The organism is Methylobacterium sp. 1973 (genome assembly GCF_040545035.1).
GTDB lineage: Bacteria > Pseudomonadota > Alphaproteobacteria > Rhizobiales > Beijerinckiaceae > Methylobacterium > Methylobacterium fujisawaense.
In genome coordinates this window covers 43333-63359 of sequence record NZ_JBEPLA010000003.1, presented here as the reverse complement: position 1 = coordinate 63359, position 20027 = coordinate 43333, and the positions used below count along the sequence as shown (strand labels likewise).

Sequence of the window (20027 nt, the reverse complement as noted above, 5' to 3'; positions counted from 1 at the left end):
CGCTTCTTTGGAGGACGAAACATGTCTCACAAGTTCAAGATCGGCCAGCACGTGCGGCAGCTGGGGACCAGCTATACGGGCAACAAGGGCATCGTCGACGGCCTGTTCGAAGTGGTCCGCCTGACACCGGATGACCGCTCCGGCGAACCCACCTACCGGATCCGGTCCGACGGCGGTGAGCGCGCGGCACGGGAAGGCGAACTCGTTCCGGCCTCTTGATCCATCCGGCCCGACCGGGCTTCCGCACGGCCGCTGCGACCGGCAACGCTGCGGGAGCAATCGGGCCAGAGAAGAACGCCCTGAGGGAATGCTGCTGCGATCTGGATCGACGCGGCGAGCCGAACGCCACTCTCAGGACCGACAGGGACGATGATCCGTCCCGGCCTCGCCTGCCGCGTCGAAAGCCGCGGGAGATTGGCGGCCACACGGTGCCATCATCGGTGCGCCGCGCGAACTGCTGCGAGCAGAGCTTAGGCGTCCGGTCTTGTTTTTTTAAACGATCAGCAAAGCTGCGACGATTGTTTCGAGCAGGGCATCTCGGATGCTCTGTCATGCCCGTAACGATCGTCCGTCGCGACGGCACGAGCGATGGAGTTTGCGATGCACAGGCGCGCATCCTCTCGCTCGGCCTTCGGCTGCCCGTCGGCTCACGGCGAGTGTTCCCGCGCGGGAACCGGGTTCCGGAGCCAAACCATCATCGATCGCTGCTGCGAACTCGACATGTTCAGACGTGAGGATGTTTCATGCCCCCGGCCGGCGCCCATTCCCCCGAGGCGGCCATGATCGAGCCCAATCAGACCGCCTATATCCTCAAGGTGACGCGCCCCGACGAGGCGGAACTATCCGGTTCCTTGGTGATGTTCTACGCCGTGATCACGACCTCCGAGGACGAGGCGCTTGCGGTCGTGCGCCAGGCCGTGAAAGCGGATGCGGTGGTCGAGCCGACGGGCGTCCGCCTCGCTCAACAGACGGCCAGCGCCCTCAACCTGGAGGCGGGTCTCGCAAGAGCACTCTGACGCGACTTCCAGGGCTGCCCCGGTCCTCGAGCGGGATCTCGTGTCGCCAGCCCGGCGGTGCGGCGACAGGCAGGGAACGGGGAACCTCCGCCATGGATATCGACCGCTTGGCAGAAACCGAGCGCGTGCTTGCGGTCACCGACCGTCTCTGGCGTGCCGAGATGCATCGGGTCTTCGGTCCCGACGCGGTGCTGCTCCACGGCTTCGGGGAGGAACGTCGGGGCGCGCCTGGAACACGCCTGCGGTCGACCTTCGAAGACAGACGCAGCGCGATCGCGGCTTGGCGGCGGGTGAGGAGTCCGGCGCCTTCGCGCGCCTTCACGGGCAGGCCGGTCGTCCCGGGAGCCTGACGCCCCTCATCGCAGAGCGGCGATGACCGTCCGCGCGAAAATCGGACACGGGGCCCTTTTGATGCGCGTTCCGGATGTGCAACGCAGCCGCCGCGGATCTCCGAACTGGCGAAACCCGCGCTCAGCCGCCCTCCGATAGTCGTCCCACCGTCGACACCCTGCGTTGGGAGTGGCGTTTTGGCTTCGGACGGCGCATAGCTTCGGCATCCCTCCGCGCAATCCCGTGCCCTGGGCGACGAAGCGGAGGCCGAGATGGCACGCGAATTTACGACCGGCAAAGCGCAGGCTGTTACGCCCGAGGACTTCAACGAGCGCGTCAAGCGTCTTTTCGCCGACAAGCCCGACCCGCGAAAGGCCGAGCCGAAGGGCAAGAACTACAAGTCGAACAATCCGTTCACAAAGAGCTGAGACCGAGCGCCCCGGGATAATTGCAGACGGGCCGCTATGAACTTGCGGCGCGTCGGGGATCCTGATCTGGGCATGACGCCGACGAAATCGGTGATTGTCCTGCTGCTGGACTGGTGCAGGCAAGTCTGATCGACGCGAGCTCGGTTCTCCAGCTCGACCGGGCCAGGCTCTCCGAGCGTCTACGACGCCGCGTTGCGTCGTAGACGGGCCCGATATCATCGAAGACGTCCACCTGCGCCTCGTCCCGCATGCAATGGGTCCGCGCCGGACCGTCCGCTCGGCGCGGACACGTTCAGCGCCGCGCCCCTTCAGGCGACCGACCGACGGCCCCGACGCGCATTCCGTGGGCTTTTCATCCGGCCTCACCGAACCGCTGAGGCCTCGCAGCTTCAGCCTCCTCGTGTCAGGCCGGACGGACAATCTCTTGAAGCTGCGCATTTAGCCAAGAGCGTCCTCGAACGTGCTCGACGCCGCCGCAAGGTCGGTGAGCAGGCGCGGAATGGTCGTTGTCGCGTCCGCCGCGTAGACGGCGAAGAATTCCACCAGCGGCCCCTCCGGGCAGGTCTCCAAAACCCTCAGGGCGCCGGATGCGATCTCCGCCCGGTAGCATTGGATCGGGAGAAGGCTGACGCCCACGCCGGCCTGCGTCAGGGAGGCGACGGCGCCCATGCTGTTGCAGAGATCGACGACGCGCGGCGCGTCGCCCCGTTCGTTGAGCCAATGCTCCACGGTTCGATGATGGAAGCTGTTCTTGCCGAGCGACAGGATGCGGATCGCCCGGAAGTCCGCAGGCTCGATTCTGCGGTTCGGAAGATCGAGGCCGCGGCCCGCCATCCAAGCGAAGCGCACCTGTCCGAGGGAGCGCGTGGCGAGGTGCGGGTCGAAGCGCGTGCCCGGCATCAGCGCCATGTCGATCTCGCCATTCGCCATCAGGGTCTGGAGGTCGGCCGTCAGGGCGACCTGCAATTCCAGGGTCAGGCGCGGATAGGATCGATGGATGAGGTCCACGAAATGCGGGAGCCACGTCACCGCGACCAGTTCGGCGACGCCGAGCCGGACGAGGCCGGACAGGGCGTCGCCGCTGCCGACCCGCGTCCGAATTTCAGCGCAGGCTGCGATGGCGCGCTCGGCATAGACCTGCAGTTCCCGGCCTTTGGCGGTCAGCCGGACCCGCCGCTGCGAGCGGTCGAAGAGGGAGACGCCGAGATCCAGCTCCAGGTCCTGGATCCGGGCCGAGATCGTCGACGGCGTCGCGTTCAGACGGTCCGCGGCGGCCGTAAAGCTTCCGCACCGCGCGATCTCGAGGAAGGTCTCGAGCTGTTTGATGTTCACGACCGAGCAGCCTTGATGACCGTGTAGTCTCTTCGGGATCTACGGGGAGAGAGCCCGCCAATCTGGAGGCGCGCGGGACGGGCCGGATCAGGCCTAGCAACCTGATCCCAGTCCTGCAAAATATCGATCGGGCGTCAACGATGACACGATGGTTCGACATTTTCGAACGTTTGCCTGCGGAATAATTCGCTTTTTTCGTGTGCTGCCAGCGCTATCGTGTCGTTCGTCGAGATAATCGCCGGTCAGAGCAACCGCTCCACCGCTTGCCCGGCCTGTCGCGTGGATTGCGGCACCGGCCGAATGCTGCGCGCGCCGTGACCGCAGGAAGGATGTGTTGTGATGATCCCGTCCCAGAGCATATCGGGAGATCAGTTCAAGTCGGTGATGCGGCGGTTCGCGGCCTCCGTGAACGTCATCACCTCCGCCGACGGGGCTGTGATGAACGGCATGACCGCTACCGCCGTCTGCAGCGTCTCGGCCGATCCGCCGAGCCTGCTCGTCATCGTCAACAAGTCCAATCGCTCGCATCCGGTGATCAGTCGATCCGGCACCTTCGCCGTCAACGTGCTGTCGAGCGATCAGGAGGAGCTGGCCGGGCACTTCGCCGCCAAGAAGCCGGATCCGTTCGCCGACATCGACCATCGGATCGGCCAGACCGGCTGTCCCCTGATCCGCGACGCCGACGCGACGCTCGAATGCGCCGTCGTGCAGGAGACGGATTTCGGCACGCATACGATCTTCATCGGGCGCATCGTGACCTGTGCGGTCGCGAGCAAGTCTCCGCTCCTCTACCACGAGGGTCGCTTCTGCCGTCTGGAGGACATGGCCCTGCACTACGCCTGACGGCGAGCCGATCCTCTCCCGACGCAGCCGGCCCGTGACGCCAACGGGAACCGGCCGGAGAGCAGTGTGGCCCCAAAAGGATCTGCACCAAGAAGAAGAGAGCGCAATCGCTCAAGACGCCAACACGAGGGTGGAAACGATGGCCTCTGCAGAAGACAGCCGGCCCGGATTGGATCCGGGTCAGGCGAAGCACGCGCGTCGCGCCGTGATCGCCGCCACGATCGGCACGATGATCGAGTGGTACGACTTCTACCTCTACGGTCTCGTCGCCGCGCTCGTCTTCGGGAAGCTCTACTTCCCGTCGCATGACCCGTTCGCGGCGACGCTCCTCTCCTTCTCGACCTTCTTTCTCGGCTTCGTGGCCCGTCCCTTCGGGGCGGCGATCTTCGGACATTTCGGCGACCGGATCGGCCGCAAGGCCACGCTCGTGGTCACGCTGATGCTGATGGGGGTGAGCACCGTCCTCATCGGCCTGATCCCGACCTACGACTCGATCGGCATCTGGGGGGCCGTCGCCCTGACCACCCTGCGGATCCTGCAGGGCGTCGGGGTCGGCGGCGAGTGGGGCGGGGCCATCGCGGTCGCGACCGAGTGGGGTCAGTTCAACAAGCGGCGCGGCCTGGCCGGGAGCTGGCCGCAATTCGGCTCGCCGCTGGGCATGCTGCTGGCCGTCCTCGTCCTCACCGTCGTCACCCATGCCGGCTCGCCCGAGTGGTTCGAGACGATCGGCTGGCGCATCCCCTTCCTGCTGAGCGCCGTCCTGATCGCCGTCGGCCTCTACATCCGCCTGGGCGTGCTGGAGACCCCGGTCTTCGAGGAGATGAAGGCCAAGAAGCAGGTCGCCAAGGCACCGGTCCTCGACGCCGTGCGGCTGTACTGGAAGGACATCCTGCTCACCTGCCTGATCCGCACCGGACAGCAGGCGCCGTTCGTCCTCTTCACCACCTACCTGCTCTCCTACGGCACCGGCGTGCTGAAGCTCGAACGGTCGTTCCTGTTCAACTGCGTGCTGGCGGCCGCCGCAACCTCGCTGATCACGACGCCGCTGTTCGGCTACCTGTCGGACCGCATCGGCCGGAAGCGGATGTACCTGATCGGCGCCTTCACGATGCTGGTCTTCGCCTTCCCCTATTACTGGTTGATCAACAGCGCGATCCCGGCCGTGATCGCCCTGACGGTGGTCGCCTCTCTCGTCGTCCACGACATGCAGTACGGGCCGCAGGCCGCCTTCATCGCCGAGAGCTTCCCGCCGAACGTGCGCTACAGCGGCGCCTCGATCGGCTACCAGCTCGCCTCCCTCACCTCGGGCGGCCCGGCGCCGATCATCGCGACGTGGCTGATGCACACCTACGGCACCTCCACGGCGATCAGCTGCTACCTCGCGATCATCGCGGCGATCAGCCTGATCTCGGCGGCGCTCCTCAAGGACCGCTCGCAGGAGGACTACATCTCGGTCGCGCCGCGCGCGCCCGATCCGGACGCTGGCCAACCCCTCGTCGCGTCCAACGCCAAGCCCACGCTCTCCTGACCACCGCCTGACCCGTGAAGGTGACGAGCATGCTCACCCAGAACCCTCTCACGCCGCCCGCCCACGACGCGCCGGCCTCGCCCCTGGAGCGCCTCGCGCCGAACAAGCTCATCCTCGGGCTGTTCCTGCCGATGCAGGAGGGCGCCTGGAGCCCGTCGCGGGCCCCGCGCTCGACCTCCTGGACCTTCGACTACCTCGCCCAGTGTACGCGGCAGGCCGAGGATCTCGGCTTCGACCTCGCCTTCGGCCTCGCCCAGTGGATGGGCAAGGGCGGCTACGGCGGCGAGATGCATTTCCGCGAGCACGAGCTCGATCCGATCATCGTCAACACCGCGCTGGCGGCGATGACGAAGCGGATCGTCCTCATCAACACGGTGCACATCCTCTACGCGTGGCACCCCCTGCATCTCGCGAAGTTCGGGGCCGCGCTCGATCACATCAGCGGCGGCCGCTGGGGCGTGAACGTCGTCACGGGCTACAAGCCGAGCGAGTACCGGATGTTCGGCCTCGACATGATCGAGCACGACCTGCGCTACGACATGGCCGACGAGTTCACGACGCTCCTGGAGCGCCTCTGGGCCGAGGACGAGAACCTGACCTTCGCGGGGCGCTGGTGGAAGACCGAGAACGCCTTCCTGGCGCCGCGTCCGGGGCCCCGCCGGCCCTTCCTGGTCAACGCGGCCTCGTCCGGCGCCGGGCTGGCCTACGCGGCCAAGCACTCGGACCTGATCTTCATCACGAGCCCCGGCGGCGCCGAGCCCGCCAAGGCCTACGAGACCCTGCCGCCGGTCAACGCCCGGATCAAGGACCTCGCCGCCTCCTTGGGTCGGCAGGTCAAGACGATCATCAACCCCCACGTGATCTGCCGCCCCACCGAGAAGGAGGCGCAGGAGGCCTACCGCCGCATCCTGGAGCTTGAGGATCCCGTCGCGGCCGACAACTTCGTCCAGACCTTCGTGGGCGGGGACACCAAGTCCTGGCGCGGTCACAGCCGCGCCCAGTGGGTGATCGGCGGAAACGTCCACCTCGTCGGCACGCCCGAGCAGATCGTCGAAGGCTTCGTGAAGCTGCAGGCGGCCGGCTGCGACGGCGTCCAGGTCAACTTCTTCGACTACCTGCCGGACCTCGCCTATTTCGGCGAGGCGGTCATCCCGATGATGAAGCAGGCGGGTCTGCGGACATGAACTGCGGCGGTCGGTGCCGGTGAGCGGCGCCGCTGCGCCTGTCCCGGCCGCGGGGGAGGCAGGAGGCCGGCTGCCGTTCCCGGCCCTTGCCGCCGGCTTCCTCGCGCTCGCCGTCGCGATCGGCATCGGTCGCTTCGTCTACACGCCGATCCTGCCCGCCATGGCGGACGGGCTCGGCCTCACCCGGGCAGAAACGGGCCTGATCGGCTCCGCCAACTTCGCCGGCTACCTCGCCGGCGCCCTGGCCTCGGCGCACCCGCTTCTGCTCCGGGCACGCAGGCTCTGGCTCGCCAGCGCCCTGGGGACCTGCGTCGCCACACTCGTCGCCATGAGCGCGTGTTCGACGCTCGCCGCCTTCGTCGCCCTGCGCTTCGTCGGCGGCGCGGCGAGCGCCCTCGGCTTCGTCCTCGCCACGGCCCTGGTCATGGACCGGCTGACGCGGACCGGGCGCTCCGATCTGGCCGCGCTCCATTACGCCGGTGTCGGGAGCGGGATCGCGCTGTCCGCGGCGGTCGTGTCCATCGCGCAGGAGGCCGGATGCGGGTGGCGTGGCCTCTGGATAATCAGCGGCGTGCTGGCCCTGGGGCTCGCGGGACCGATCCTCTGGCTGCTCCAGGGATCCGCCCCGGCCGCCTCCCGGGCGCAGGCGGGGACCGCGACCTCCGCGTCGATCGCCCGGCTCGTGATCGCCTACGGTCTGTTCGGCTTCGGTTACGTGATCACCGCCACCTTCCTGGTCGCGATTGTCCGGACGTTGCCGCAACTCGCGACGGCCGAGGCCTATGTCTGGCTGTGCGTCGGTCTCGCCGCGGCGCCGTCCGTCGCGATCTGGGGCTGGGTCGAGCGGCGCTTGGGCTTTCGGATCAGCTTCGCCCTCGCGTGCCTCGTCGAGGCGTCGGGGGTGATGGCCAGCGTCCTGGCGGCCCATGTGCCGGCCATCCTCTACGCGGCCGTCGCCCTCGGCGGGACGTTCGTGGCCCTGACGTCGCTCGGCATCGACGGGGCGCGGCGGCTGCATGCCGGAAATCGTCAGCGTATCGTCGCGGTGATGATGGCGGCATTCGGGACCGGGCAGGTCATCGGTCCCGTAGCGGCGGGCGTCTTAGCCGATGCGACCGGAAGCTTCACCGTGCCGTCCCTCGCCGCGGCAGCCGCGCTCCTGATCGCCGCGGCCCTGGTCCTGTCGTTGCCGGCCGCCGACGCGGCGGCCTGAAGGCCGGCGGTGCCCACCCGGCGGCGGGGGCGCCGTGATGCCCAGGAGAGGACCGTCACCTGCGTGCGCGGATCAAGGAACGGCCAGCAGGCTGCGCAGCGCCTTGCGGTCGGTCTTCCCGACGCCATTGACCGGCAGCACATCGAGCTCGTGGATCTGCGCCGGCACATAGATCCGCGCGAGGGAGCCGCGCACGAAATCCTTGAGGCCCGGCTCGTCGAGGCCCTGGCCCTCCCGCAGCACCACGAAGGCCACCGGCACCTCGCCGAGATCCGCGTCGGGAGCGCCGACCACGCAGCAATCGCGGATGGCGGGATGGGCGGCGAGCTGTCGCTCGATCAGCGCGGGCGAGATGTTCTCGCCACCGCGAATGATCACGTCCTTGATGCGCCCGGTGATGGACAGGAAGCCGTCGGCATCGAAGCGGCCGAGATCGCCCGTGCGCAGCCAGCCATCCACGATCGGCTGGTCCGTGCTGCCGAGATAGCCGGCCATCAGGGTCGGGCCGGAGATGCGGATCTCCCCCTCCCGACCGGTCTCGACCGGGCGACCCGTAACGGGATCGAACAGGCCGACAATCTGCCCCTCCAGCACGGTTCCGATCGTGCCGATGCGGCGCCGGCCCGGCGGATTCATGGTCGAGGTGCAGGTTGCCTCCGACAGGCCGTAGGAGACGAGGAGCGGCACGCCGAAGGCGTCCTCGATCTGCCGGTGCAGGGTCGGCGTGATCGGCGCCGAGCCGCAGCGCAGGAAGCGCAGGCCCGGGAAGCGCTCGCCCTGGCGCAGCAGGGGCAGCATCCGCGCGTAGATCGTCGGCACCCCGGTCATGTAGGTGATTCCGCCGGTGCGCAGATGGTCGAGGGCGGCCTCGGCCTGGAAGCGCTCCATCAGCACGATCTCGGCCCCGGCCAGGAGCGGCACGATCAGCTGATTGTTGACGCCGTTCGTGTGGTGGAGCGGCATGACGTGGAGAAGCCGGTCTTCGGGCCCCGTGCCGGTGTGGCGGAGCACGCCTGTGGCGTTGCAGATGAGCCCTTCGTGGCGCAGCAGCACGCCTTTCGGCCGGCCGGTGCTCCCCGAGGTGAAGAGGAGCATGGCCTCGTCCCGCGGGCCGATCTCCGCCGCGAAGGCCGCCCCGCCGCTGAAACCGTCAAGCGCCCGGACGTCCAGGCCGGCCAGGGCGCGCCCGGTCACCTGCGCCGCGTAAGCCTCGGCGACGATGAGGTGCCGCATGCCGACAAGAGCCGCCTGTTCGGCCACAACCTCCGGCGCGAGCCCGGGCTCGAGGAAGCAGACGCAGGCGCCGGCCTGCAGGGCCCCGAAATAGGTCGCGATGGCCGCCGCGCTCTTGGGTGCGATCAGCCCGACCCGGTCGCCTTTCTCGACGCCCCAGTCCCGGATCGCCCCCGCGGCGGCGTCGATGCGTGCCCCGAGATCGGCGTAGGTGATGGGGTCCGGGGCCGCGAGGGCCGTGCGGCCCGCCTCGGCGTGATGCGCGATGGCCGCGCGCAGCCGCGCGCTGAGCGAGTCCGGCATGGCGGCGATCTCCTCTTCCCTTGGTCTGTCCCGCGCTTCAGCGCAGGCGGATGCCCGCATCGACCGCGAAACGGCCCGCCGGGTCGAGGGAAGCCAGCGCCGCCCGCTCCTCCGGGGTCGGCGGCGGCGTCGGCCCGGCATCCTCCGCCGAGAAGGCGAAGCCGGTACGGTCGCGGATCTCGTCGAGGCTCGCCTCCGGATGCCAGGAGGCCAGCGCGAGCCGGCCCTCGCGCTTCGTGAAGACGGCGATCGGCGTGACCACGCCGTGCATGCCGCCGGCCGCTGTGACGAAGTCGAGGGTCTCCACCAGGGTGCGCCGGGAATGCTCCGTGCGCCATGTGACCGCCCGGCGGGCGGTGGGCAGCATCACGGCCCCCCCACCGCCGCCCGGCAACCGCACCCGCGGGGCGTGCCAGTCGCCGATGCAGGAGACGTTCGTGCGGCCAAGGCCATCGACCTGGGCGGCGCCCAGGAAGCACAGGTCCATCAGGCCGCGGGTGCAGAGATCGTAGAAATCCTCGTTGGCGAAGATCGCCCGCGAGCCCTCGGCGAGCACGGGGTCGGAGGAGGAGATCGGCACCTCCGACGGGTTCGGATCGACCCCGCCGGCGACGTTGATGTAGGTGAACGCGAAGGGATAGGCCTGCTTGGCCAGGAGACAGGCCAGCATCGGCAGGGCCGAGTTCACGCCGCTGAAGGTGATCTCGTTCGGCCGCACGAACCGGGCGAGGTTCGTGACGATGTAGGAGAAGCCCGACCAAGTCCCGGTCACGTTGGACGCCGCCTCAGACATGGGCGGCCTCCCGCGCTTCGGGGCCGGCCGCGAGGTGGTCGGCGAGCACGCCCGGGGCGTCGGTCATGTAGGCCTCCACGGCCGGGTAATCGATCGCGTAATCCGGCCAGAGCGAGCCGGGCCACGCCCCGTTCGGCACGATGCTCACCGCCTCGACGAGGAAGTGGGGCACCAGCGTCAGTTCGGGCTGGTCGCGGAAGGAGGCGTCCGGCGCGATCCGCTCAGCCACCACGAGCACGCGCTTGGCCGAGCGGCTCATGATCCGGTCCCAGTGCGAGGTCCCGAAGACGCGCACGTCTCCCGACTCGCTGACCTCGTTGGCCTGGATCACCGCGAAGTCCGGCTGGATCCGCGGGATGGCGTAGACCGCCTCGCCGCTGCCGTAGGGGTCCTCGATCGTCTTCCAGCCGTTCAGGGCGGCCAAGTCCGAGCCGTGGATGCCGCCGCAGGGCATGAACGGCACGCCGAAGGCCGCCGCCCGCAGGCCCGCGGTCAGGCTGGCGCAGGCATGCTCCTCCAGGCGGACGGCGCCGGATTCGATTGCGCGGCGGTACCAGGGGGCGAGGCCGAAATTGCCCTCCATGGCGACGATGCCGGCCCTGGCCCGGGACAGGGCGCCGGCGCGGCACAGGATGTCGATGTCGTAGCCCGGCGATTGCTTGACGACTTCGAGGTCGCGACGTCCCTGACGGATCAGCTCGCGCACGAACGCGAAGGGGCCGCGATGCAGGAAACTGCCGCCCAGCGCGAGGGAGCTTCCGTCTGGCACCCGGGCGGCGAGATCCGCGAGGGGGATGATTTTCTGAGGTCCGGCGCTCACGGGGCGTCCTCCGGTCGGAAACGTGTCAGGCCGCGCGGTAGGCGCGGATGCGGTCCTTGAGACCCGGGCGCGCGGCCGAGGCGACGAGATCGGCGAGGTCGTCCGCGCGGGTGTCGCGGGCGGCAGCGCGGTTGAGGGCAGCGCCGGCCCAGGGGGACAGCCGCGTCGCCGCCTCCGACGCGGCCGCGACGGTGTCGGACCAGGACTCGGTCGCCGCGATGGCGGTGAGAAAACCGTCGGACAGGGCCTCCGGGGCATCGAACACCCGGCCCTCCTGCAGGACGAGCCGGGCCTTGGAGCCCCCGACGCGATCGGCGTAGCGCCGCGTGCCGAGCACCAGCCCGAAAGACAGACCCGGCATGCGGAAGGTGGCGGCCGGATCGCCGACCCGCCGGCCGCAGGCGCAGACCACATCGACCCCCGCGCCGAAATTCCGCCCGTGCGCCAGCGCCAGGGTGTCGAAGGGCGCGTGGGCGAGCGCCTGGAGAAGCTGCTCGATCCGCACGAAGCGGAGCAGCAGGTCGCCCTCCGACTGATCCTCGTAGCCGCCGAAATCGAACCCGGCGCTGAAGTTCCGGCCCGCTCCCTTGAGCACGAGGAGCCGGGTCCCGTCGCCGGCCGCCTCTCCCACGGCGTCAAGGAGCGCATCGACCAGGGCGGCCGACAGGGCGTTCATCTTGTCGGGGCGGTTGAGTGTCAGGGTCAGCGTCTCGCCGCTGCGCGCCTTCAGGAGTTCGTCCATAACGCTGCCCTCAAGCCGTGCGGGCGCGGGCCGGAGCGCCGTCGCCGAACAGCTCGGCGTTGTGCTGGCCGAGCGCCGGCGGCTCCCGGTAGATCGGGAAGCCCTCGCCGGAGAATTTCAGCGGCGACACGAAGGTGCGCGTCTCGGACCCGGACGGCAGGGTGAGTGGCTGGACCCAGCCCATGTGCTCGACCTGCGGATCGGCGAGCGCGTCGGCGTAGCCGTTGATCGGCGCGCAGGGCACGCCCGCGGCGCGGAACCGGGCGAGCAGGTCGGCGCAGGTGCGGTCGGCGAAGTCGCGCTCTAGGATCCCGAGGAGGTCCTTCTGGTTCTGCGCCCGCAGGGCGGTGGTGGCGAAGCGCGGGTCCTCGGCGAGATCGCTCCGCCCGATCGCCGCGCAGGCGGCGCGGTAGAGGGCGTTGTTGCCCGCCGCCATGGCGAAGTAGCCGTCTTTGGCGCGGAAGGCCTGATAGGGCGCGTTGCGCGGGTGGGCCGAGCCCAGCCGCTTCGGGTCGCGGCCGCTGCCGAAATACTCGCTGGTCTGGAGGGCTGCCATCGCCAGGGAGGCCCCGAACATCGAGGCGTCGATGTGCACGCCGGTGCCGCCCGCCCGCACCTGGAGCAGCGCCGCCGCGATGGCGTAGGCCGCGTAGAGCCCGGTGCCGAAATCCGAGATCGGCACGCCGCACTTCACGGGCGGCGCACCGGGCTCGCCCGTGACGCTCATCACGCCGCTCATCGCCTGGAGCGTCAGGTCGAACCCGGCCTCGGACGAGCGCGGCCCCTCCTGGCCGAAAGCCGAGATCGAGCAGTAGACGAGGCTCGGGCGCCCGGCGCTGACGCTGGTGTAATCGAGGCCGAGCCGCTTCATCACGCCGGGGCGGTTATTCTCCAGCACCACGTCGGCGGAGGAGATGAGCTCAAGGGCCCGCGCCTTGTCGGCCGGATCCTTGAGGTCCAGCGTCACGGAGCGCTTGTTGCGGTTCAGCGAGGCGAAGTTCTCGCTGAAGCCCTCGTTGAGGGGTGGCCAAGCCCGCATCGTGTCGCCGCCGTCCGGGTTCTCGACCTTGACGACGTCGGCCCCCATGTCGGCGAGCAGCATGGCGCAGAATGGCCCGGCCGCAACACTGCAGAACTCGATCACGCGGATACCGGACAGCGGTCGCACGGGCCTACTCCTCGATCAGACAACCGTCGCCGACGCAGGCTCGGGCGCGAGGCCTCGGGCGTGGCGCGGCGCCGGATGGGATGAGACGGTGATGGGGTTGTAGCCGAGGGCACGCGACAGGCTGCGCGCCGCGTCGACAACGACGTCGCTGAAGCGGCGCAGAGCCGTCGGGTTCAGGCGGTCGGCCGGACCGGAGATGCCGATCGCGGCCACGGGACGGCCCATGGCATCGTGAACGATGGCGGCGAGCCCGCAGACGCCTTCGCGCCACTCCCCGCGATTGACCGCAAAGCCCTGGATCCGGACCTGCTCCAGCTCCCGCCGCAGCAGGTCCAGCGTCGGGATCGTGCGCGGCGTGTGAAGCGGGAGCGCCTCCGGCAGATGGGCCAGCGCCTCTTCCTGGTAAGCCAGCAGCGCCTTGCCGGAAGCCACGCAGTAGGCCGGGGCGCGGCCGCCGATCGACGAGTAGGCGCGGACCGGCTGCGGGCTCTCGATCTTGTGCAGGTAGATGACGTCAGCCCTGTCGAGCAGCGACAGGTGGATCGTCTCCTGCGTCTGCTCGGCCAGGACCCGCATGAAGGGCTCCGCGACCTGCCGGACGTCGATCCGCGCCACCACCGGGCTGGCGAGTTCGAAGAGCTTCAGCGTGCAGGCGTAGGTGCCGCCCGGGTTGGCGTGCACGTAGCCGGCGGCCACCAGGGTCTGCAGCGTGCGATGCACATTGCTCTTCGTGAGGTTCAGGGCGCGCGCCAGTTCGCTGACGCCACGGGGCGCATCGCTTCCGGCGAGGTGCTCCAGAAGCGTCAGTCCTTTGATGAGTGTGCTGTCCATCGTTCTAATATCCGATACAGCGTTCTGCTAAACGCTATCGCCTTGCATCCGGACCCGTCAAGGGCGTGCTTCCGGATTGCTGCGGAATGTAAGTGCTTGCGCCCGACCAGTCGGTTCGAGGATCGCGCGAGCAACAGATTCGACATTGACGGCGGCCAACGACCTTCATAGCCTAATAAATCATGAGACGGCGTTCTAAATAATAGAACAACCTGCGTCGCTTCTCGAACCAGCGGTAGACTTCTGCGGAAGTGACCGCTCCGCTGACGGGAGAGAAACCATGGACGCCTCGGCCCAACGCCCACCTTCCAAGAAGGATGTCTTCCGCGTCGTCAGCGGCAACTTCCTCGAGATGTACGATTTCATGGTCTACGGCTTCTATGCGGCTGCCGTGGCGAAAGCGGTCTTTCCCAACGACAACGAGTACGTCTCGTTGATGCTGTCGCTGGCCACCTTCGGGATCGGTTTCCTGATGCGCCCGCTCGGCGCCATCGTGCTGGGCGCCTATATCGACCGGCACGGCCGACGGGCCGGCTTGGTCATGAGCCTCGCCATCATGTCGATCGGCGTCGCCCTGATCGCCTTCACGCCGACCTACGCCTCGATCGGCATCGCCGCGCCCATTCTCGTCCTGATCGGCCGCCTGCTGCAGGGGTTCTCCGCTGGCGCGGAATCGGGCGGCGTGTCGGTCTACCTGTCCGAGATCGCCACGCCGGGCAACCGTGGCTTCTACGTGAGCTGGCAATCGGCCAGCCAGCAGGTCGCCGTGGTCTTCGCCGCCATCATCGGCGTGTCCCTGCGCGGTTTCCTCTCCGAGGAGCAGATGCTCGCATGGGGCTGGCGCATCCCGTTCCTGATCGGCTGCCTGATCATTCCGGTCCTGTTCTGGATCCGGCGCTCGATGCAGGAGAGCGCCGATTTCGCGCAGCGGGCCAAGCATCGCCGCGCGACACTCGGCGAGATCTACCGGTCACTCCTCCAGAACTGGGCCATCGTTCTCAGGGCCGTGCTGCTCGTCACGCTGACGAGCGTCTTCTTCTACATGATCACGGCGTATACACCGACCTATGCGCGTCAGGTGCTCGGCCTGAGCGCCCATGACAGCTTCGTCGTCACCGTCTGCGTCGGCATCGCGAATTTCATCTGGGTTCCCGTCATGGGGGCGGTGTCGGACCGCGTGGGACGCCTGCCGGTGCTGCTGACCTTCTCAGTGCTGATCGGCCTCACGGCCTACCCGGTTATGGCGTGGCTCGTGTCGGACCCGTCCTTCGGCCGGCTTCTGGCCGCCCTGATGTGGATGTCATTCCTCTACGGTGGCTATCAGGGCGTGATGGTCGTCACGTTGACCGAGATCATGCCGGCCGAGGTACGCGCCACCGGCTTCTCGCTGGCCTACAGTCTCGCGCAGGCGATCTTCGGCGGATTCACACCGGCGGTCTGCACCTATCTGATCCACGAAACGGGGAACCGTGCCATGCCGGGCCTCTGGCTCGCCTGCGCGGCGCTGTTCTCGATCGTGGGTACGCTGACGCTCTATCGCAACGCCGACATCGCGCGACGCGGGACGGCGGCCGTCACGCCGGCTTGAGCGCGGATCGGAACGGTGCGCCCCCGGGAGGGATGCGAACCGTGATGGGCAGGCGAAGTCGTCTGACGACGTCGGCCCTCGGCGCGGGCGGCCGGGTCGTCGCGCCGCTTCGCAGCGGGGTGGCCGATTCCGCGTCGCCGACCTTCGGCACCGGGCAGCGTCCGCGGGTGGCGTATCCGGGCAAGCGCCCGCTCCGGCAGATGCCCCTGCGCCTGCCGCAACGGGTGACGCCGTTTGCCGGATCCGACGCGGGCGCGAGGGGCTGCGCCCGGTGGATCGGCATGCCGCTCAAGCAGGTGGTCGACCAGGCGATGATCGAGGGGCGGCAGGCCAAGGCCAGCGCCGCATGTCTCGGCGCAACCATTAGAGAGCCGGACAAGGAGGTGATGCCATGACCGCCAGGATGGCCACCCGGGTCGCACCAGACAGTGTGCCCGCGGTCCGAGCCGGCAGATCCTTTCGGGCCGGTGCAGCGGGCCGGCTGATGCCGGGGCTTTTCCTGTGCCTCATCCTGACCGTCATGGCGCAGGCGCTGCAGGCCGGCGAGGAGCATCTGACCGGCCACCCCTATGTCGAGGCCCTGGTGCTCGCCATCCTGCTCGGGACGGCCCTGCGCACCGCCTGGGTGCCGGGAGCGCGCTTCAAGGCCGGAATCGCCTTCTCGGCCAAGCAGGTGCTGGAGGTGGCCGTCGTCCTACTCGGAGCCTCGGTGAGTCTCGGGGCCATCGTTGCGTCGGGCCCGGCGCTTTTGGCCGGCATCGTCGGCGCAGTGGCGCTCACCATCCTGGCGAGTTGCGCCATCTGCCGCGCTCTGGGCCTGCCGGTGCGCATGGCGCTGCTGATCGCCTGCGGCAATGCCATCTGCGGGAACTCGGCCATCGCCGCGGTGGCGCCCGTCATCGGTGCCGACAGCCGGGACGTGGCAGCCGCCATCGCGTTCACGGCAGTGCTGGGCGTCCTGATGGTGCTCGGCTTGCCGCTGTTCGTACCGCTCGCCGGATTCGGTGAACATCAGTACGGCGTGCTGGCGGGGCTTACGGTCTACGCAGTCCCACAGGTGCTGGCCGCAACCGTGCCGGTGGGCGCGCTCGCGACGCAGGTGGGCACGCTGGTCAAGCTGGTGCGGGTGCTGATGCTCGGACCCGTCGTGGTGGTCCTGTCGCTGATCGCGCCGCGCCTGCCCGCGGAGGTGGCACGGGCCGGTGCTCCGGGCCGGCTCGGCTTCTTCAAGCTGGTGCCCTGGTTCATCCTGGGCTTCCTGGCGCTCGCCACGCTGCGCGCGCTCGGCTTCATCCCGGAGGACTGGCTGCAGCCGCTCTCACGGATCGCCGGCTTCCTCACGATCGTCTCGATGGCCGCCTTGGGCCTGGGCGTCGATGTGCGCATCCTGGCCCAGGTCGGCGGCCGGGTGACGCTCGGGGTTACCGCCTCGCTCCTCGTGCTCCTGGCCATCGCCGTCCTGCTCATCCGCGGCCTCGGGGTCGGCTGATCCGGCCGACAACCGAAGGCGATGAATTTCACGCGCAATTCCTGCAACGGGCCTGCTCGCAGCGCAGTCGTCACCACGACTTTGTAAGATCTGCGTCCAGAGCGCCGACATCTTCGGCTGCGCGGCCGATATCGGCGCGTAGCGGCCGGCCGGATCTGGCCGAGTGCCACCGATCCGCGTCAGATGAGGCCCCCCGGACAGGCGGGTACGGGGCATGTGAGCCGCCGCGTTCATGCAGCCCGCGGCCGCTTCGCACCTGGGCAAGCGATGCAAGTCCATACGCGCAGAGTGTGACTGCGGAATTCCAGGCTCTTAAGTTGTGCCCAAATTCGGCGCACGGAATTCCAGCGGAAAGTTGTTCAGGATCCGCCAGAGCTCGTAGCCGATCGACACCGTCTCCATCTGGATAAAGCCGCGCACTTTCGCACCCAGCGGAATGAACTCAGCGTCGGGCCATGCGGGCTTGCCGGGATCCTGCTCGACCAGCACGCGGAACCGGCCAGTTTGTTGCGCAGAGGGATCGACCGCACGCACGCGCCCGTCAAACATGCCATGGGCCACGGAGGGCCAGCCGCTGAACTGAACGGCTGGCCAGCCTTCGAAGGCCAGGCGCACGGGCTGGCCGGGCCTGATCAAGGCGACATCGCGTCCGTCGACCATCAGCTCCACCACGCGGGCCGGTGCGTGCGGCGCCAGAGTGGCCAGGGTGTCCCCTGCGTTCACCAAGGTGCCGCCGGTGGCCGCGTTGATGTGGAGGATCCGGCCGTCCCGCGGCGCGCGAACCAGCTGCGCCGATTGGCGGTTCACGGTCACTTCGAGCCGGCTCAGTTTGGCCTTGGCCTCGGCCAGGCGCGCGCGCCGCTCTGCGACTAGGATCTGTGCCGCCTCGAAGTTGCGCCGCGTCACGAAGCCTTTCTCGGCAGCCTCACGGGTCTGGCTGACCTGACTTTCCGCAACCTTCAGCGCCTGCTCGGCTGCCGCGATCTCGGCCTCGATCTGCTCGCGCTCGGCGGCGAGCCGCTGCAGCAGGAACGGATCGTTGTCGACGAGGCGCGCGATCGGATCTCCGGCGCGGACCCGCTGGCCATCCTCCACGTACCAGTGCTCGACTCGGCCCTGGACCAGGGCGGTGACGGCCTGCACGCGGTCGGCTGGATTCGGGGCCATGACGCGGCCCGTGCCGGCCGAGGTCTGTAGCCAGGGGACGTACAGGAGGATCAGGACCGCAAGAAGGGTCCCGATCCCGAGCATCCAGCCGACCGCGACAGCTGCGCGAGGCGCCTGGATCGATGTCAGGGTCGGGAAGTGATGCAGGTGTTCAGGCCGCGACAGCATGAGACCTCTCCCGTAGCGTCACTTGATCGGTGCGGCCGTCGTGATCGGCGGTGCGCTTCTGCTCAGGCAGGCCGAGCCGGAGCTGGCGATCGTGGATCGGCTGGGCCGGGCGCTGCGTGACATGCAGCACCGTCGTGCCCGCCTCCCGGAACCGCGCGAACGCCGCTGCGATCCGATCCGGGGGCAGCAGATCGTAGAGCGTCGACAGGACGACGAGCTTCGGCGGATGCGAAAGGGCGGCGGCGAGCTTGAGAGCCATGGACTCGACCGTCGTGAGCGGCCAGCCGGACGACGAGAGCAGCGTATCGAGCCCCTGGGGCAGGTGCAGGACGCGCTCGGACAATGCGACGCGCTCAAGACTATCGTGGATCGTCGCGGCGTTCCGGCCTGGGTCCATAGACAGGTAGGCGCGGATCGTCAGCTCGGGGAGCGTCGGCCGATCCAGGACGAGGAGCCCGGAACGCAGGCTGTCCGGGTCGAACGCAGCGATATCGGCCCCGCCGATCATCACCGATCCCCGCCGCGGACGGAGCTCCTGCCTGAGCAGCGCCGCGATCGTCCGCTCGACAGTTTCGTCGGCCGTCACGGACAGGATTTCACCGCTCTGGATCGCAACGTCGAACCGGTAGCCTTCGGCCTCGACCTCACGCAGGCGCAGGGATCCATCGACCGGGACCGCACTGGATTGTCCCGCCCGGTCCTCCTGCTCGATCCCGTCGAACTGCGCCAGTTCGTGGAGTGACGCGACCAGCCCGTTGAAGGTTTCCACGTGGGAGCCCAGTTGCGAGAGACCATAGAACGCCCCGGACAGGACGAGTTCCGCGGCCACGAGCTGTCCGAGCGACAGCTGGCCCTGCAGGATCAGCCATCCGCCCAACGCAAGCAGTCCGGCGCTGGCGACAGCGTAGATCAGGAGAAATCCGATGGTCTGCGCGAAGGTGTGGCGGAAATGGCGGCGATGCGCCCGCACATAGGCCGCGGTCATCGTCTCGGAACGCCCCATGGCAAAGTCGAGGCGACGGTCGTCCTTGTAGAAGCCGTTCGAGCGGCCGACGCTCTCGAGCCAGGACGCCGTCTCGTGCTTCGCGTGGCTCAGGGCCGCGGCCGACCGGAGCGCCGGTCCCACCCAGAGGAGCCAGATCCCGAGCAGCAGAGAGGCGACCACGAGATTGAAGGCGAGAAAGAAGGGGTGATAAAAGCTCGTCAGAACAAGGCCAATCCCGGATTGCAGAAGGATTGCAAATCCGCCGATCAGGAGATGCGGGACCGCCTTCTGAACCGTCACGAGATCGAAGAAGCGGTTGAACAGAGCGCTGCGCCGAGCATCGTCGAACTGCGGATCCCTGGCGTAAACGGCGCGCACGGTGATATCCGCGACGATCCTGGCGAAGACGCGCCGTTCGAATAGGGCCATCACGTAGATGCGGGCCGCACTCAGGGCGGCGACGACCAGCAGCAGTCCGAGCAAGAGACCCGACAGGACGAACAAGGGCGCCGGCAGCCCCGTGTTCGCCACGGAGTTGATCAGGAGCTGGACGGAAACGGGTGCCGCGAGACCCAGGAGCGCGATGGCACCTCCGTAGACGATCGCCAGCCAGACAAAACGCGCCTCCGGGTTCAAGAGGCGCGCGATGAGCCTGCAGGCTTCCACGACAGTCAAAGGGGCGTGTCTGATCGCATCCATCGATCGAGGGCTTTCCAGAACAGATTCGATTTGTGCGTTCTGCATCACGATTTCGATCGGATGCAGTGCGTTGCTCGCCAGTCATTGGTCAATTGCTGTCTCCCGGCGTCCGGATTGCGCCGCGGATCGGCACCCGAGAGGCACCTTTCCGGGTCGGGGCGCGATCG

At 68.5% G+C, this 20027-nt stretch carries 19 protein-coding genes; 10 read left to right on the top strand and 9 right to left on the bottom strand.

The features are described from left to right. The first annotated feature begins 21 nt into the window (after window positions 1–21). From ABIC70_RS07370 to ABIC70_RS07360, 3 genes are all read left to right on the top strand, one after another. Complete coding sequence (locus ABIC70_RS07370; RefSeq protein WP_043346614.1) at window positions 22–219, top strand: hypothetical protein; 198 nt, start codon at window positions 22–24, stop codon at window positions 217–219. Between the two features lie 524 nt (window positions 220–743). Next, window positions 744–1016 carry a hypothetical protein gene (locus ABIC70_RS07365; RefSeq protein WP_043346613.1) on the top strand — a complete coding sequence of 91 codons (273 nt, stop codon included), beginning with the start codon at window positions 744–746 and terminating at the stop codon, window positions 1014–1016. Between the two features lie 602 nt (window positions 1017–1618). Beyond that, window positions 1619–1774, top strand: a complete 156-nt coding sequence (locus tag ABIC70_RS07360) for a hypothetical protein (protein WP_164706323.1) — start codon at window positions 1619–1621, stop codon at window positions 1772–1774. A 438-nt stretch (window positions 1775–2212) separates the two neighbouring features. Here the strand turns inward: ABIC70_RS07360 and ABIC70_RS07355 are convergent, their stop codons facing one another. Then, the gene (locus tag ABIC70_RS07355; protein WP_043346609.1) at window positions 2213–3106 is read right to left on the bottom strand and encodes a LysR family transcriptional regulator; all 894 of its coding nucleotides are present in this window, start codon (window positions 3104–3106) and stop codon (window positions 2213–2215) included. Between the two features lie 339 nt (window positions 3107–3445). On the opposite strand from ABIC70_RS07355, the gene ABIC70_RS07350 reads away from it, so the two are divergent. From ABIC70_RS07350 to ABIC70_RS07335, 4 genes are all read left to right on the top strand, one after another. Continuing rightward, window positions 3446–3949, top strand: a complete 504-nt coding sequence (locus ABIC70_RS07350; RefSeq protein WP_043346606.1) for a flavin reductase family protein — start codon at window positions 3446–3448, stop codon at window positions 3947–3949. Between the two features lie 139 nt (window positions 3950–4088). After that, window positions 4089–5477: an MFS transporter gene (locus tag ABIC70_RS07345; protein WP_354439301.1), complete on the top strand. Its 1389-nt coding sequence runs from the start codon at window positions 4089–4091 to the stop codon at window positions 5475–5477. 29 nt (window positions 5478–5506) lie between these two features. After that, window positions 5507–6661 carry an LLM class flavin-dependent oxidoreductase gene (locus ABIC70_RS07340; protein ID WP_354439299.1) on the top strand — a complete coding sequence of 385 codons (1155 nt, stop codon included), beginning with the start codon at window positions 5507–5509 and terminating at the stop codon, window positions 6659–6661. A 19-nt stretch (window positions 6662–6680) separates the two neighbouring features. After that, window positions 6681–7874 carry a YbfB/YjiJ family MFS transporter gene (locus tag ABIC70_RS07335; protein ID WP_354439297.1) on the top strand — a complete coding sequence of 398 codons (1194 nt, stop codon included), beginning with the start codon at window positions 6681–6683 and terminating at the stop codon, window positions 7872–7874. Window positions 7875–7946: 72 nt separating this feature from the next. Here the strand turns inward: ABIC70_RS07335 and ABIC70_RS07330 are convergent, their stop codons facing one another. Genes ABIC70_RS07330 through ABIC70_RS07305 form a run of 6 tightly spaced genes read right to left on the bottom strand, consistent with a single transcriptional unit; the run spans window position 7947 to window position 13764 of the window. Then, the gene (locus ABIC70_RS07330) at window positions 7947–9410 is read right to left on the bottom strand and encodes a class I adenylate-forming enzyme family protein (protein ID WP_354439295.1); all 1464 of its coding nucleotides are present in this window, start codon (window positions 9408–9410) and stop codon (window positions 7947–7949) included. A gap of 37 nt (window positions 9411–9447) precedes the next feature. Continuing rightward, window positions 9448–10203, bottom strand: a complete 756-nt coding sequence (locus ABIC70_RS07325) for a CoA-transferase subunit beta (protein ID WP_354439294.1) — start codon at window positions 10201–10203, stop codon at window positions 9448–9450. Continuing rightward, window positions 10196–11023 carry a CoA transferase subunit A gene (locus tag ABIC70_RS07320; RefSeq protein ID WP_279897390.1) on the bottom strand — a complete coding sequence of 276 codons (828 nt, stop codon included), beginning with the start codon at window positions 11021–11023 and terminating at the stop codon, window positions 10196–10198. Before ABIC70_RS07320 ends, ABIC70_RS07325 begins: the two co-directional genes overlap by 8 nt. Before the next feature lie 25 nt (window positions 11024–11048). Beyond that, the gene (locus tag ABIC70_RS07315; protein WP_043755295.1) at window positions 11049–11765 is read right to left on the bottom strand and encodes an enoyl-CoA hydratase/isomerase family protein; all 717 of its coding nucleotides are present in this window, start codon (window positions 11763–11765) and stop codon (window positions 11049–11051) included. Between the two features lie 10 nt (window positions 11766–11775). After that, complete coding sequence (locus ABIC70_RS07310; RefSeq protein WP_043346580.1) at window positions 11776–12933, bottom strand: CaiB/BaiF CoA transferase family protein; 1158 nt, start codon at window positions 12931–12933, stop codon at window positions 11776–11778. A 15-nt stretch (window positions 12934–12948) separates the two neighbouring features. After that, complete coding sequence (locus ABIC70_RS07305) at window positions 12949–13764, bottom strand: IclR family transcriptional regulator (RefSeq protein WP_354439292.1); 816 nt, start codon at window positions 13762–13764, stop codon at window positions 12949–12951. 280 nt (window positions 13765–14044) lie between these two features. Between ABIC70_RS07305 and ABIC70_RS07300 the strand changes: the two genes are divergently transcribed. Genes ABIC70_RS07300 through ABIC70_RS07290 form a run of 3 tightly spaced genes read left to right on the top strand, consistent with a single transcriptional unit; the run spans window position 14045 to window position 16841 of the window. Continuing rightward, window positions 14045–15352 carry an MFS transporter gene (locus ABIC70_RS07300; protein WP_043346575.1) on the top strand — a complete coding sequence of 436 codons (1308 nt, stop codon included), beginning with the start codon at window positions 14045–14047 and terminating at the stop codon, window positions 15350–15352. A 32-nt stretch (window positions 15353–15384) separates the two neighbouring features. Next, complete coding sequence (locus ABIC70_RS07295; protein WP_354439291.1) at window positions 15385–15747, top strand: hypothetical protein; 363 nt, start codon at window positions 15385–15387, stop codon at window positions 15745–15747. Window positions 15748–15755: 8 nt separating this feature from the next. Beyond that, a complete protein-coding gene (locus tag ABIC70_RS07290; protein WP_502915967.1) occupies window positions 15756–16841 on the top strand; it encodes a YeiH family protein in 1086 nt (361 codons plus the stop codon). Window positions 16842–17153: 312 nt separating this feature from the next. On the opposite strand, the gene ABIC70_RS07285 is transcribed toward ABIC70_RS07290, so the two are convergent. Then, entirely contained in the window at window positions 17154–18176 is a 1023-nt protein-coding gene (locus tag ABIC70_RS07285; RefSeq protein WP_354439289.1) for an efflux RND transporter periplasmic adaptor subunit, read from the bottom strand. After that, window positions 18160–19905, bottom strand: a complete 1746-nt coding sequence (locus ABIC70_RS07280) for an ATP-binding cassette domain-containing protein (protein WP_354439558.1) — start codon at window positions 19903–19905, stop codon at window positions 18160–18162. The genes ABIC70_RS07285 and ABIC70_RS07280 overlap by 17 nt, the downstream gene beginning before the upstream one ends. Between the last annotated feature and the right edge of the window lie 122 nt (window positions 19906–20027).